Consider the following 15,433-nt stretch of genomic DNA (forward strand, 5'->3'; position numbering starts at 1 on the left):
GGATATGCGGGTTGAGAGTCTGGAAATTCACCGCCGGCGGCAGTTCGGCCCGTTCCAGCGCCAGCATCGCCTTCATCGCCCCCGCCACCCCGGCAGAGGCCAGCAAATGCCCGACATTCGCCTTCACCGAGCCGATGACGGTGGCGCCTTCCGAAAGACCGCTGCCGGCGAAGGCGTCGCACAGCCCCTCGATCTCGATGGGGTCGCCCAGCGCCGTGCCGGTGCCATGGCATTCGATCAGCCCGATACTGGCCGGGTCGATGCCGAACTTGCGGTGGACGGACTGCATCAGCCTCGTCTGCGCCTGCGGGTTGGGCGCGGTGATGCCATTGGTCCGCCCGTCCTGGTTGGTGCCCCAGCCACGGATCACCGCGCGCACCGGGTCGCCATCGGCCAGCGCATCCTCCAGCCGCTTCAGCAGCAGCACGCCCACACCCTCGCCCGGCACGAAGCCGTTGGCGCGCGCATCGAAGGTGAAGCAGCGCCCGTCCTTCGACAGCATGCCGACCTTGGCGGTGTCGATGAACATGGACGGGCCGATCAGCACGCAGGCGCCGCCGGCCAGCGCCAGGTCGCAATCGCCCAGCAGCAGGCTGTTGCAGGCCTCGGCAATCGCCACCAGCGAGCTGGAGCAGGCAGTGTCGATCGACAGGCTGGGGCCACGCAGATCCAGCAGATGGGCGATGCGCGCCGCCAGGATGGAGCCGGAACTGCCCAGCAGGCTGTAGGCGTTGCGCTCCGCGATCAGATCGGCATAACCGCTGGGGCCGGCGCCGACGAACACGCCGCAGGCCGCCCCGCCCAGCTTCAGCGGGTCGAGGGCGGCATCCTCGATGGCGTGCCAGGCATGCTGCAGGAACAGCCGCTGCTGCGGGTCCGTCAGCTCCGCCTCGCGCGGCGTCATGGTGAAGAAGCCGGCATCGAACCGGTCGATCCCGTCAATCGCTCCCATCCATTTGCAATAGCTGGTCTCGGGATGCTGCGGGTCGGGATGGTAATGCCGCGCGATGTCCCAGCGGTCGGCCGGCACCTCCTCGATGCAGTCGCGGCCGCTGCAGATATTCTCCCAGAAGGCTTCAAGATCGGCGGCCTTCGGGAAGCGCCCGGAGGCACCGATGATCGCCACCGCGCCCCGCGTCTCGCGACTTGGGCTAGGCGCCGGTGTTGACAGGATCGCCGGTGTTGCGACCACAGGTTCCGCAACCACAGGGGCCACGACGGCAGGTGCCGGAGCGGGCTCAGGCTGTGCAGGCGGCTCCGGCTGTGCGGCCGGCGCCTCATCCGGCAGCAGCTTGGCGACATGGGCGGCCAGGTCGCCGACCGTCGGATGCGCATAGACGCTGGTTGCCGGCAGGTCGATGCCAAACAGCCCGTTCAGCCGGCGCAGCCAGGTGACGGCGAGGATCGAATCGAGGCCGAGATCGAGGAAGCCGGAGGAATCGCGGATGTCCGAGGCCTCGATCATCAGCTCCTCGGCAAGGGTGGCGGCGATCTCCCCGCGCGCCCGCGCCAGCCGGGCCGCGCCATCGGAAACTGTGGGCTTTGCCGGCTCATGGGTTTCAGCGGCGGGGGCCTGCGGGAAGGCCTCGGCGATGCGTTCGGCCACGCGGGCATTGCCGATGAAGGTCGTCTCGTGCATCGCCACCTCGCGGGCCAGCACATCCCCCAGCCGGCTGGTGAGTGGCTTCGCCAGCGCCGATTTCGCCTCCACCAGCCAGCCGCGCGGGCGGGCAGCCAGCGCATGCGCCATGGACAGCGCGCGCGGCAGCACCTCGGCGGCCGGCAGCGCGGTCAGGCCGGGGCGGCGCGCGGCCAGTTCGCGGCCCTTGTACTCGCGGGCGGTGAACAGCACCTCGCGGCCCAGATCGTCGCCCAGCCGTTCCGGGAAGATCAGCGTCGCCCCCGCGCCCGGCGTGAAACCGAACCAGAGATAGTTGCTGTGATAGACGCTCTCCGCCCCGAACAGCGCCAGATCGCAATACATGCCGAGCGACCAGCCGGCGCCGATGCCATGGCCCTGCATCGCGGCGATCACCGGCAGTTCACACTCCAGCGGCAGGCTGTAGATCTTCAGGTCGGTAAAGCGGGTGGCGCCGCTCTGCAGCTCGGTCAGCCCGTCGCGCGTGCCGCCACAGGCGAAATAGCCGTCATGCCCGGTCAGCACCACGACCTTCGCTTCGGGCAGGCCGGCAATCGCCGTGAAGGCCTCCTGGATGCCGTCCATGAAGGCCGGGGTGAAGGTGTTCTTGTGCTGCCGCTCGCATAGCCGCAGCAGCGCCACGCCATCGGGCCAGATTTCCAGCGCCACCACCGGACTCGCCAGCGCGATGCGGCGCGGATTGCCGGCGGGAGCCGTCGCCCCCTCGCCGATGGCGGCCAGCAGCGGATGATCGCCGGACGGCAAATCGCTGCGCGGCGGCAATGCATGGCGCATATGGCGCTTCAGCTCGACGAGGCTGAGGCGCGGTGCCTGGGCGATCTGCGTTGCCAGCGCCGAAGCCGTCCGGACGATATCGGCGGCGGGCAGCACCTGCATACCCACACCGCGCGCACGCAGTTCGGCACCGCTCAACGCACGGCCTTCGGCCAGCATCAGATGCGCCGCCTCGCGGCCCAGCCGCTGGTCCATGAGTGCTCTTGCCGGCGCAAGCCCCGGCTGGCCGGCATAGGAACCATCCGCTGCCAGCAGCAGGAAATCCGCCTGCAACGCCGCCAGCAGCCCGGCGCCTTTCGCCGAGCCGGCCAGCGCCGCCACCACCGGCACGGCGCAATCAAGCGCGGCATTCAGCCCGTCACCTGTCGCGGCGGTGCCGTCCCAGTCTCCCGTCACCAGCACCGCGCGCACGCTGTCGTCCGTTGACGCCGCCGCCAGTTCCCCGGCCAGCTTTGCCTGCTGCGCATCGCTCCAGCCGCCCGACAGCTCCAGCCGGCGCACCCCGTCCGCATCCGGCAGGCGGCGCAGAGTGCCGGTCGGTGTGGCCGATACCGCCGCCGGGGTGGCCGTCAGCGGTGCCAGCCGGATCTTCGGCGGCGTCGCGGCAGAAGCCATAGGCCGCGGCAACCCTGCCGGTTCGGGCAGAGTAATGGCGGGTTGCTTAGCGGCAGCCGCCACCACAGCCGGCTTCGGCTCCTCCACCGCCTTCACCCAATAGCGCTTGCGCTCGAACGGATAGGTTGGCAGCGGCACCCGGCGCGCATCGGTCGGACAGGCCGCGCCATAGTCCAGCGCGTCGCCGGCCAGATAGTGACGCGCCAGTGCAGGCAGCAGTGCCATCGGATCGGCGGCGGTGGAGATCGCGGCGATCAGCGCCTCCCCCTCCGCCTGCCGGGCGGGGTCGGCGCGGCGGTCCTTCTCGTCCAGTTCCGCCGTTTCGACACCGCTCTCCGTCGCACCGTCCAGCCAGAAGCGGAGCCTTGCCGCGAGGTCCGCCCGGTCGCTGGCGACCAGCTCCAGCCGGTGATGCAGATGCCGGCGGCCGGCCAGTAGGGTGAAGGCGATATCCGCCAGCTCCTGTTCCGGCTGGGCATCGAGATGGGTCAGTAGATTTTCCGCCTGCCGGCGCAGCTGTTCGGTCGTGCGCGCCGACAGCACGATCAGCCCGCCAGCCGGCAGAGCGGCGCGCGGCGGCAGGGCGGGTGCTTCCTCCACCACCGCATGGGCGTTGGTGCCACTGAAGCCGAAGGAGCTGATCGCCGCCCGGCGTGGCGCGCCAGCCGAAGCCTTCCAGTCCACTGGATTCTCGCTGGCGAAGAACGGGCTGTCATCCATGCGGATCGCCGGATTGCCGCTGCCGACGTGGATGGTCGGCGGGATGGTGCGGTGGCGCAGCGCCAGCAACAGCTTCGCCAGCCCGGCAATGCCCGCCGCCGTGGTGGCATGGCCGATGTTCGACTTCACCGAGCCCAGCGCGCAGAAGCCGGTGCGGCCGGTATAGTGGCGGAAGGCACGGGTCAGCGCCGCATGCTCGATGGGGTCTCCCAGCACCGTGCCGGTGCCGTGCGCCTCCACAAGCCCGATACTGTCGGGGTCGATGCCGAACCCGTCATAGACGCTGCGGATCAGCCGTTCCTGCGAGGCGGCGCTGGGCGCAGTGATGCCGTTGGTCGCCCCATCCTGATTGGTGCCGCTGGCGACGATGACGCCCTGGATCGTGTCGCCATCGGCCAGCGCCTCGGCCAGCGGGCGCAGCAGCACCGCGCCCACCGCCTCGCCCGGCACGATGCCGTCCGCCCCGGCGCCGAAGGCGGCGCAGCGTCCGCTGGGCGACAGCATCTTCGCCTGGTTGGCGGAGCGGTAGAAGCGCGCCGTCGCATGCACGAACACGCCGCCAGCCAGCGCCATCTCCGCCTCGCCGTTCCACAGGCTCTGGCAGGCCAGATGCAGCGCCACCAGCGAACTGGAGCACGCGGTATCGACGGCGACCGCCGGCCCCTTCAGGTCCAGCAGATAGGCGATGCGCGCCGGAATCAGCGAGATGGTATTGCCCCAGAAGGCCTGGCCCGGCGCCTCCTCGCCCTTGAACAAATCGTGATAATCGCCGGCACTGCAGCCGACGAACACGCCGACCCGCCGCCCGGCGATATCCGCGCCGGCATGGCCGGCATTTTCCAGCGTGTTCCAGGCCTCCTCCAGGAACAGCCGCTGCTGCGGGTCCATATAGGTGGCTTCCAGCCCGGAAATGCCGAAGAACACCGGGTCGAACTGGTCGATCCCGTCGATGAAGCTGCCGTGCCTGCCATAGGTTCCCGGCGTGGAATCCCGGTACAGACTGTCGAGGTCGAAGCGGCTGACCGGCTCCACCAGATCGCGGCCGGCCAGCAGATGGCCCCACAGCGCCTCCATGTCCGGCGATTTCGCGAAGCGGCCGCTGGCGCCGATGATGGCGATGGGTTCGCGGCTCTTCTCCTTCGGCTCGGAACGCCGCACCGCCGGAGCGGCAACCACAGGTGCCGCCGGTTCCGGCGCCGCACCGAGGCAGGCGACAGCCGCCGGGTACTCCGCCGCGATGAAGCCTTCCAGCTGCGCCACGCTGGCGAAGTCGAACAGCCTTGTCTGGTCGAACTCGATATCCAGCGCGCGGCGCAGCCGGTGCACCAGCTCCATGCCGAGGATCGAATCCAGCCCGTAATCGGCGAAGGATTGCGTCACGTCGATGCTGGCCGGCGTCACATTCAGCGTCTCCGCCAGCAGCCGCAGCAGCACATCGCGCAGGCTGCCGGACGGTTGCGCCATGACGGGCTTTTCCGGCGCTTTCGGCGCGGCTACGACCGGTGCTGCCGGCGCGGCCACCGCCGCATCCTCCGGCAGGCGCGCGGCAATCAGCTGCTGGCCGAGCGCCAGTTCGCCATCCGGCGAACCGCCGACCCAGTGCAGCCCGGTTTCCTCCAGCAACGCCCGCCAGGAGGCCGGCGTCAGGCTGGGCGTGCCGGGAATCCGGACATCCGGATCGGTGAAACGCCACCAGCCCTCCAGCAGGCCGAAGGTGACATGGGTGAACAGGGTCGCCGCACTGGTCTCGTTCGCCAGCAGCAGCCCGCCCGGCGCCAGCGTTTCGCGCACAGTGGCCAGCGTGCGGCGCATATCGGCGGTCGCGTGCAGCACATTGGCGGCGATCACCAGATCGTAGCCATGCGGCGTCACGCCCTGCCCGGCCAGCGGTTTTTCCACATCGAACAAGGCCGTCGTCAGATGGGGCGCGCTGTCGGCGTAGGAGCGCTCGGCATGGATCAGGAAGGCGCGCGACACATCGGTGTAGAGATATTCCGCTATCCCGGCGCGGTGCGGGGCCAACGCCCGGAACACGCACACGCTGGTGCCGCCGGTCCCGGCGCCGATTTCGAGGATGCGCAGGCGCCGGTCCGGTGCCGCCGACAGCCGCGCCGCGACGAAGGCAGAAGCCGCCCCGGCAAGCCCGTCGCTGAAGCGCGCGGCCACCGGATTATCCTTATAGACGCCCTCGACCAGCCCCATCCCGCCATCCGGGAACATCACGGCGGTCGGCTTCACCCGCCCGGCCAGAGTATCCGGCAAGGCGCGCAATGTCGCCCCGGCCAGCGCGATGCGGGCGGCCAGCGCCTTGTCTTCCCGGTGCGCCGCCGCGAAGCCTTCCCAGTCCGCCGCCTCGCCCGCTGGAGTCGATGCCAGCAGCGCCAGCGCGGCCTGCCGCCAGCGCCGCAGCTCCGGCACCACATCCTCTTCCGGCAAATCCGTCAGCACGGCGCGCAGCACCGGCGCGATCTGGCGTTCCAGCAGGTCATTGCCGGCCTCCAGCGTCGCCCGGCCCGCCGGGCTGTCGGCCAGCGCCACCGCGACCGCTTCCGTCACATCCCGCGCCGGACGGGGTATCCAGAAGCGTTGCCGCGCGAAGGGATAGGTCGGCAGCGAGACGATGCGCCCGCCCGGCACGCCCGGCCAGTCGATCTCCTGCCCCTTGGCCCAGAGCGCCAGCGCCTTGCCGAGCCTGCCTTCGGCCAGCCAGCGCGCCGCCAATTCCCGCGCCTCGGTGGCGTCCAGCAGCCCGGCGAGCGCGGCGCGGTCGGCCTTCGCATTGCCTTCCTGCAGGCCGGGATGATTCTGCCGCCCGTCCAGCCAGGCGCGCAGCGCCCCGGCCAGTTCCGCAAGCGAGGCGGCCTCGATGGCGAGGCGGCACTCCAGCGCCTCCCGTCCGATCTGCAGCGTGTGGGAAATGTCCGCCAGCGCCAGCGCCGGTACGGCACCGCTGCCCGCCGCCTCAGCCGGCCCGGCAAGCTGCCGCAGAGTCGCCGCCGGGGTGAAGCGGGCCGCAACAAGCGCCTGCCCGAAGCGATCCTCGGCCCAGCCCTTCAGCGCGAGCAGTTGCGCCAGCTCTATGCCGTAGGAGTCCAGCGGCTCGTCCGGGTCGATCTCGGCTTCCGCGACCGCCAGCAGTTCCGCCAGCCTGGCGCGCCAGACGGGCAGGGTGTCGCCTGCCGCCTTGGGGTGCTCAGTCTCGACAAAGGCCAGCAGCTTCTCGGCCATCTCGCGCAGCCGCTCGGGATCGCGCGCCGAGAGCAGCACCGGCAGCGGCACGGCGCTCACCACTCGGCTGGGCGCTTCCGCAACCGGGAAGGAGGGCGTCGGCCATTCCTCGATGATCGCATGGGCGTTCGCCCCGCCCGCCCCGAAGGAGGACAGGCCGGCGATGCGGGGGCGGCCCTGCCAAGGTGAGAGTTCCTGCTGCAACCGGAAGGGCGAGTCGGCCAGCGCCAGGTTCGGGTTCGGCACGCTGGCGTGCAGCGTCGGCGCCAACTGGCCATGGCGCATCTGCAGCAGGATCTTGGTGAGGCCCGCGATGCCCGCCGCCGCCTCCAGATGGCCGATGTTGGACTTCACCGAGCCCAGCGCGCAGAAGCCGCTGGCGGCGGTATCCTTGCGGAAGGCCTGGGTCAGCCCGTCCAGCTCGATCGGGTCGCCCAGCGCCGTGCCGGTGCCATGCGCCTCGATGCAGGTGACGGCATCGGCGGTGAGGCCGGCCTTTTCCAGCGTCGCGCGGATCAGGTCGCGCTGCGCCGCCGGGCTGGGCACGGTATAGCCATTGGCATGGCCGCCATGGTTGATCGCGGTGGCGCGGATCAGCGCATGGATGCGGTCGCCATCGGCCAGCGCCCGCGACAGCAGCTTCAGGATGACGCAGCCCACCCCCTCGCCCGGCACGAAGCCGTCGCCGCCATAGCCGAAGCTCTTGCAGCGGCCTTCCGCGCTCAGCATGCGGGCGGCACTCAGCTCGACGAAATTGGCAGGGTGCAGATAGAGGTTCACGCCGCCGGCCAGCGCCACCTCGCAACTGCCGGCACGCAGATGGGCGCAGGCCTCGTGGATCGCGGTCAGCGAGGACGAACACATGGTATCGACCGGCAGGCTGGGGCCGGAGAGGTCCAGCGCGTGCGACACCCGGTTGGCGACCGAGGCGAAGGAGGTGCCAGGCCGTACCATCGCCCCGCCCTCGGTGCGGAACGGCCCATGCAGCGCATAGCCGGTCTTGGTCACGCCGGCAAACACGCCGACGCGGCCATGATGCTGGCGCGCCAGCCTTGTCGGGCCATAGCCGGCATCCTCGAACGCCGCCCAGGCGCCGATCAGGAACAAGCGTTCCTGCGGGTCCATCGCTGCCGCGTCGCGCGGAGAGATGCGGAAGAAGAACGGGTCGAACTCGGCGAAACCCTCCAGGAAGCCACCCCATTTCGCATAGCTGCGGCCGTTCGCCACCGCCTCATCGGCATTCGCCTGGAAGAAGCCTTCCATGTCCCAGCGCTCGGGCGGAATCTCGGTGATGGCATCGCGGCCCGCCGCCAGATTGGCCCAGAAGGCGTCAAGGTCGGGCGCACCGGGATAACGCCCGCTGAGGCCAATGATGGCGATGGGCTCGTCCTGGGAAACCGGCGCGGATGTAGCGCGCACCACCGGCTGGGCGGCAGCCGGCATCGTGCGTTCGGCAGAAGCGAGCCCGGTCCAGCGCCGGCACTCGTCCCCCTTGGCTGCCGCCAGATGCGCAGCCAGCGCGGCCAGCGTGCGGTGCTCGAACAGCAGCGTCTTCGGCAGCGCGCCGAACGGCGCTTCCAGCGCCGCGTTCAGCCGGGTCACCATCAGCGAATCGATGCCGTACTCCTCCAGCGGGCGGGACGGGTCGATACCGCCCGCCGGCAGGCCGCTGGCCTCCGCGAAGATATTTCGCAGACGCTCCGCCACCCGGTCACGCAGCGCGGTATCAGAGGATGTCGTCGGTGCGGCCTGCGGCAAGTCCGGCCGGTCCGCGCCAGCGAAGAAGCTACGAATGCGCTCCCCCTCCCCGGCAATTACGGCAAGGCGCGGCAGGCCGGCGGCCAGCGCGCGGCGCAGCACGCCCAGCCCGTCCGCCGACTCCAGCGGGCGCTGGCCCATGCGGCGGAACAGCTCCGCCTCGACCGAGACATCGACACGCATGCCGCCATCGCGCCAGAGCGGCCAGCCGATGGCCAGCAGCGGCGCGCCCTGCTGTTCGGCCAGCGCATCCATGAAGCCGTTGGCGGCCGCGTAATCCGCCTGTCCCGGATTGCCGACCGCCCCGGCGAGCGAGGAGAACAGCACGAAGGACGGCTTTACCGGCAGGTCGCGGCAGGCGCGCCACAGCGCCAGCGTGCCCTTGAGCTTCGGCGCCAGCACGGTCGCGAGATCCTCTGACGATTTGCGCAGCGCGTAGCCGTCGCGCAGCATGCCGGCGGCCTGCACCACCCGGTCGAGACGACCGTGCGCCGCCGCGACCTCCCGCACCAGCGCGGCGACGGCGGCCTCATCGGCGATATCCACCTGCCGGTATTCGGCCTTTGCGCCCAACCGCCGCAATTCCTCAAGGAAAGCCTGTCGCTCCGCATCCAGCGCCGCGCGCCCGGTCAGCACCAGAACGCTCCCCGGTGCGGATTCGGCAATATCGCGCGCCAGCATCCGGCCCAGCCCGCCCATGCCGCCGGCAATCAGCGTGACCGCGCCTTCCTGCCAGGACACGCCTTCGGCGGGCAGGATCGCATCGTTCCAACTGCGCACGCAGCGTTGGTCGGCGCGGTAGCGGACATGGCGGTCGCACGGGCCTGTAGCCTCCGCCGCCAGCAGCCGGGACGCCTCGGCCGGCGCGATACCGGCGGGCAGGGTGATGGTTTGGCCGAGCAGCCGTGGATGTTCGGCGGCGATGCTGTCCAGCATCGCGCCAAGGCCGGCAAACAATGCAGCTTCACCCGCATCCGGCACGGCCAGCTGCACCAGCACCCGTCCTTTGCCCGGCTGCTTCAGCACGTCCTGAACGGTGCGCAGTAGCATATCCGCCAGCGCGCCATAGGCAGCGCCGATCTCCACCGGCAGAGACGGGGCCAGCAGATCGACGCCCGGCAACGTCGCAATGCCGATGCCGCCCGCCACCATGATATGCCGCGCGTGTGCGGTGCCGGCTGGAACCAGCGGCGCCTCAACCCAATGCGGCACCAGCGCCGTCACCGTTTCCGCCTGCACGCCCGGTATCCAGTAGCGCGTGTCGGCGAAGCGGTGCGGCGGCAGCGGGCTGCGGCGCGATTCGGAAACCGGCTCATAGGCTTCCAGCACGACATGCGCGTTGCTGCCGCCGAAGCCGAAGGAGCTGATTCCGGCCCGGCGCGGCAGGATGTGGCCCTGCGCATCGTGGCGCACCGGCCAGTCCTGCGTCTCCACCGCCAGCCGGAAGGGCGAGCCGGCGAGGTCCAGATGCGGGTTGGCCACGGCGCAATGCAGCGAGGCCGGCAGCCGGCCCTGCCGCATCGCCAACAGCATTTTCACGACGCCGGCCAGCCCGGCAGCAGCCTCCAGATGGCCGATATTGGATTTCACCGAGCCCAGCAGGATCGGCGGCAGGCTAGCGGAATTTCCGCCGGTCAGCGTGTCATAGGCCAGCCGCAGCCCGTTCGCCTCCACCGGATCGCCCAGCGCCGTGCCGGTGCCATGCGCCTCGATACAGGCGATGCTGGCCGGATCGATGCCCCGCATGGCGCGGACCACCAGATCGGCCTGCGCCTTCGCATTCGGCGCGGTCAGCGAGCCGGCGCGGCCGCCGTGATTCTCCGCCCCGCCGATCAGCAGTCCGAAGATGCGGTCGCCATCGCGTTCGGCAGCGGCCAGCGGCTTCAGCAGCAGCGCCACCACGCCCTCGCCGCGCGCATAGCCGTCGGCCTTGGCGCCGAAGCTCTTGCAGCGCCCCTCCGGGCTCAGCATGCCGGCCTGATGCGGCCCCTCGAACCCTTCCAGCGCCAGCGTCAGATTGACCCCGCCGACCAGCGCCGCGCCGCAGCGCCCTGACCTCACCGCATCGGCCGCGCGCAGCAGCGCCACCAGCGAACTGGAACAGGCGGTATCCACCGCCTCGCTCGGCCCGTTCAGATCGAAGAAATGCGACAGCCGGTTCGCCACCATCGCCAGCGAATTGCCGGTGGCGACATAGCCATCGCTGGCCACGCCGTGGTCACGCAGCAGGGCGGCATAATCCTGCGCCGTCACCCCGACGAAGACGCCGGTGTCGCGCGGCAGTTCCTCCGGGCGGTAGCCGGCATCCTCCAGCGCACGCCAGGCGGTCTCCAGCATCAGGCGCTGCTGCGGGTCCAGCCGCTCCGCCTCGACCGGGGAGATGCGGAAGAAGCCGGCATCGAACCGGTCGATATCGGCAAGGAAACCGCCGCGTTTCGGAAAGCCCGCCCGTTCCAGCCGCGCGCGGTAATCCGCGCCATAGCGCGCCAGCGGCAATTCACCGGTGAGGTCGTCGCCGGCCAGCAGCCGGGCGAAGAATTCCTCGGCCGTTGCCGCGCCGGGGAAGCGACCGGCCAGTCCGATGATCGCCACCGCGCCGTCCGGCGGAGGCCGGTGGGTTGCGACCGCCGGCTGCGCGGCCGCCTTCAACGGCGCAGCGGTAGGCTTTGGTACCGTCGCTCCCGCCGCAACGCCGTGACGGCTGGCGAGATGGGCGGCCAGCGCCTCGATATGCTCGCACTCGAAGAACACCGCCGGCGACAGCGTGACCTTGTAGGCCTCCGAAATCTCCCCGGCGAAACGGGTCAGCGAGATCGAATCGAAACCCAGCTCGTAGAACAGCTCGCGCGGGTTCAGCTCCTCGGCAGGGAATTTCAGGATCGCCGCCGCCAGCACGCGCAGTTCGCCCACCAGCCCATCGGCGGCATTCGCCGCGACCGCTACCGGCGCAGGCGCGGCACGGTCCAGCGCATCCGGCGCCGCGAAGCGCACCCCGTCCAGCGCGCCCAGCACTGCGCCCTCGGCATCGAACAGCCGCACGGCATAAGTGCCGTCGCCCTGCCGGCGGACCAGCAGCCGCACGGTCTCTTCCACCCGGTCGCCCAGCACCGCCGACGCCAGCCCGGCCAGTAGCGGCGGCGTCTCCGAAGGCGGCTGGTCAAGCAGCACCGACTGATAGAGCGCGGCGAGCACACGCGGCGGCAGTTGCATAGTCTGTTTGAAGAAATCCTGCTGCGGATGGTCCCGCGCGAGGTCGAGCAGCAGGCCGCCGTCCGGCAGGGCCAGTGCCTGCGTCACCACCTCCAGATAGGGCGCGAAGCCATAGCCGCGCTCGGCCAGCCTTGCCGTGAAAGCCGCACCATCCAGCGCCTCGCCGGATGAGGGCAAGCTCTCCGTCGGCAAGGCGGTGGGGGCCGCCTGCACCCGCGCCTCGGCATAGGGCGTGCGGGCGCCCGCCGCATCCGTCATCTCCAGCCGCACCCGCAGCCCGTCATCCTGCGGATCAAGCGTGGCGTGCAGTTCCGATCCATCCGCCCAGGCCGGCGCGCCGCACACGGCAAGGTCACGCAATGAGAGCGGCCCGGCCAGCCCTGCGATGCGGCCCAGCGCCAGCGCGATCTCCGCCGCAACGGTCGGCAGGATGCTGCGAGTCCGGCCCTGCATGAAGCTGTAATCCAACAGCTCGTCCGGATGGATTGCGGTCTTATAGCGCAAGCCCTCCAAGCCGGAGCGGTTCACGCCGATAAAGGGATGCAGCTTCGATGCCGATCCCAGTGGGTTGACCACCGAGGGCGCATCGGCGAATTCCGGATACCAGCAGCGCACCCGCTCGAACGGATAGGCCGGCAGCGAGATGCGGCGCGGCTGCCGGCCTTCGTGCAGCATATCCCAGTCGATGCTGGCCCCCGCCGTCCAGGCTGCACCCACCCGGTCGAGCGCGCGGGCCCCGATATCCTGCCGCAGCCGTGCCGCATCGGCGGGCGGCTCCACCTCCAGAATGCTGCGCACAAAATGCCAATGCGGGGCGGGGCGCGGGTCCGGCCCCCGCGACGAAATGAAATCCGCCAGCAGCGCCGGGACGCTGGCGATATCGTCGGCCACCAGCGCCAGCCGGCAGGGCAGCTCGTTGCGGCCGGTCTGCAGCGTATAGGCAAGGTCCGCCAGCACCAGGTCCGGATGGGCTGCAACATGATCGCGCATGCGCGCCAGCAGCCGGATCAGCGCCGCCTCCGACATTGCGGAGAACACCAGCAGTTCCGGCCCCGCCGGTACATCATGGCGCGGCGATGCGGCATGTTCCTCGATCAATATGTGCGAGTTCATGCCGCCGGCGCCGATGGAGGTGACACCGGCGCGGCGCGGCAGCTCCCGCCCCGCCGCATCGCGCGGACGGGTCCAGGGCGCCAGTTCGCGCTGCACCCGGAACGGCGTGTCGGCGAACGGGATGTTCGGATTCAGCACCTCGGCATGCAGCGACGGCGCGATCTGGCCGTGGCGCAGCTGCGCCAGCACCTTGGCGATGCCGGCCACCCCGGCGGCGGCCAGCAGATGCGCGACGTTCGACTTCACCGTGCCGAGCGGGCAGAAGCCCTTGGCATCCGTGTACTTGCGGAAGGCCTGGGTCAGCGCCTTCACCTCGATGGGGTCGCCCAGCGCCGTGCCCGATCCATGCCCCTCGACATAGGAGAGGGTGGCGGGGTCGATGGCGGCATCCTCCAGCGCCTGTTCGATGGCGGCGGCCTGCTGGTGCGGGTTCGGCACGGTGAAGCCGTTGCGCACGCCGGCATTGCTGATGCCGCTGCCGATGATGACACCATAGATATGGTCGCCATCGCGCTCCGCATCCGCCAGCGGCTTCAGCACCAGCGCGCCGACACCCTCGCCGAGGATGGTGCCGTCGGCGCCCAGCCCATAGCCCCTGATCTTCTCCGCCGTCTTGCTGGTGAAATGCTCCTGCGAGGTGGCGATCAGCTTCTGCGGGTGCAGCAGCAGGCTCACACCGCCGGCCAGCGCCATCTTGCAGCGCCCGGCGCGCAGCATATGGACGGCCTCATGCACGCAGGTCGAGGAGGCCGAGCACATGGTGTCGAGGAAATAGGACGGGCCGGTGAAGCCGTAGAAATAGGACACCATGTTCGGCACGGTGCCGGTATAGCTGCCGCTGGCCAGCGCGCCGCGCACCAGCATGTTCTGGAAGCCGTAGAGGTCGTACTCGTTGGTCATCGAGCCGACCAGCACCGCGACATCGCCGCCATAGCGCGCCTGCATATATTCGCGCGAATAGCCGGCATCCTCGAAGGCCTCGACGCTGGCCTCCAGGAACAGCCGCACCTCCGGCGACATCAGCTCCGCCTCATGCTGCGAGATGCGGAAATAGCGCGGGTCGAACCTGTCGATATCCTTAAGGAAGGCGCCGGTCTTCACCACCGTCTTGCCCAGCACGTCGCGCTCCGGGTGCAGCAGTGCGGCATGGTTCCAGCGCTCGGCGGGATAGGCCTCGAACCCGTCCAGCCCGTTCGACAGCATCTCCCAGAACTCGTCCTGGCTGGCGGCGCGCGCGACGCGCAGCGACAGGCCGACGATAGCGATGTCGTGCCGGTTGTCCTGCTTCCGGTCATCCGGGCGCGGCGCGGCGGAGACTTTCGCCGGCGGTTCGGCGGCCAGCGCGGCAGCCGGTGCCGCTTTCGGCTGTGATGCGCCCGGTAAGGCGGCCATCAGCGCGGCGCGGCGCTCCTCCACCAGATGCGCGGCGATGCCGGCCAGATCGACATATTCGAAGAACAAAGTCTTGGAGAGCGGCCCCAGCGCCTCCTCCAGCTGCGCCGTCGCCTCGACGATGGTGATGGAATCGAGGCCGTATTCCTCCAGCCTGCGGTCGGCGCGCAGCTGCGCCGGGTCCATCTGCAAGCGTTCGGCCAGCACCTCCTTCAGGAAGGCGATGGTGCGCGCGGCAAGCTCGCCATCGTCGGCAGCCTGTTCTTCCTGGACAGGCGGCACCGCTGTCTGCACAACCGGGGCCGGTTCGGCCAGCAGCGCATCGATGCGGTCGCGCGCGCCATGCAGCACCACCTGCCGGGGCGCAGCAGCCGCAAAGGCGCGGTCCAGCGCCCCGAGGCCCGCCGCCGTCGGCATCGGCACCGTGCCGAAGCGCCGGGCAAGCGCCGCCAGCCCGGTGGCATCGACGCTCATGCCGCCCGCTTTCCAGAGCGGCCAGCCGATGGAAAGGGTAACACCGTGACGCTCCCCAGCCTCGGCAAGCCGGGTGCGATGCTCGGCGAAACCGTCGAGGAAAGCATTGCCGCCGGCATAGTCGCCCTGTCCGGCATTGCCGAAGCTGGCGGCGATCGAGGAACAGAGCAGCAGGAAATCGAGGTCGCTATCGCGGGTCGCGCGGTCGATGTTCAGCGTGCCGGCGATCTTCGGCATCAGTACCGGCGCGATGCTGTCCGCCGCCTTGGTCAGGATATAGCCGTCATCCAGCAGGCCGGCGGCGTGGATGATGCCCCGCAGCGGCCCGATATCGGTTTCGATGCGCGCCACCGTCCTTGCCACCGCTTCCGCATCGGTGACGTCACAGGCTTCGAGATGCACCTCGGCACCGCCCGCGCGCAAGGAAGCCAGCGCCGCTTCCGCCGCCGCGTCCGGCGCGATCCGGCGGCCCGACAGCACGAGGCGGCG

The 15,433-nt window shown here is 70.2% G+C and carries 1 protein-coding gene (running past one end of the window); it reads right to left on the minus strand.

Annotated features, from left to right (window positions below):
• Positions 1-15,424 carry the 5' portion of an SDR family NAD(P)-dependent oxidoreductase gene (locus tag MK313_RS12200; protein ID WP_287781841.1) on the minus strand. Its footprint begins 1,442 nt before the window's first position, so 15,424 of the gene's 16,866 nt are visible here — the first part of the coding sequence; its start codon is at positions 15,422-15,424; its stop codon lies off the left edge, out of view.
• Positions 15,425-15,433: the final 9 nt, after the last annotated feature.

The organism is Oceanibaculum sp., from assembly GCF_022449305.1.
GTDB classification, from domain to species: domain Bacteria; phylum Pseudomonadota; class Alphaproteobacteria; order Oceanibaculales; family Oceanibaculaceae; genus Oceanibaculum; species Oceanibaculum indicum.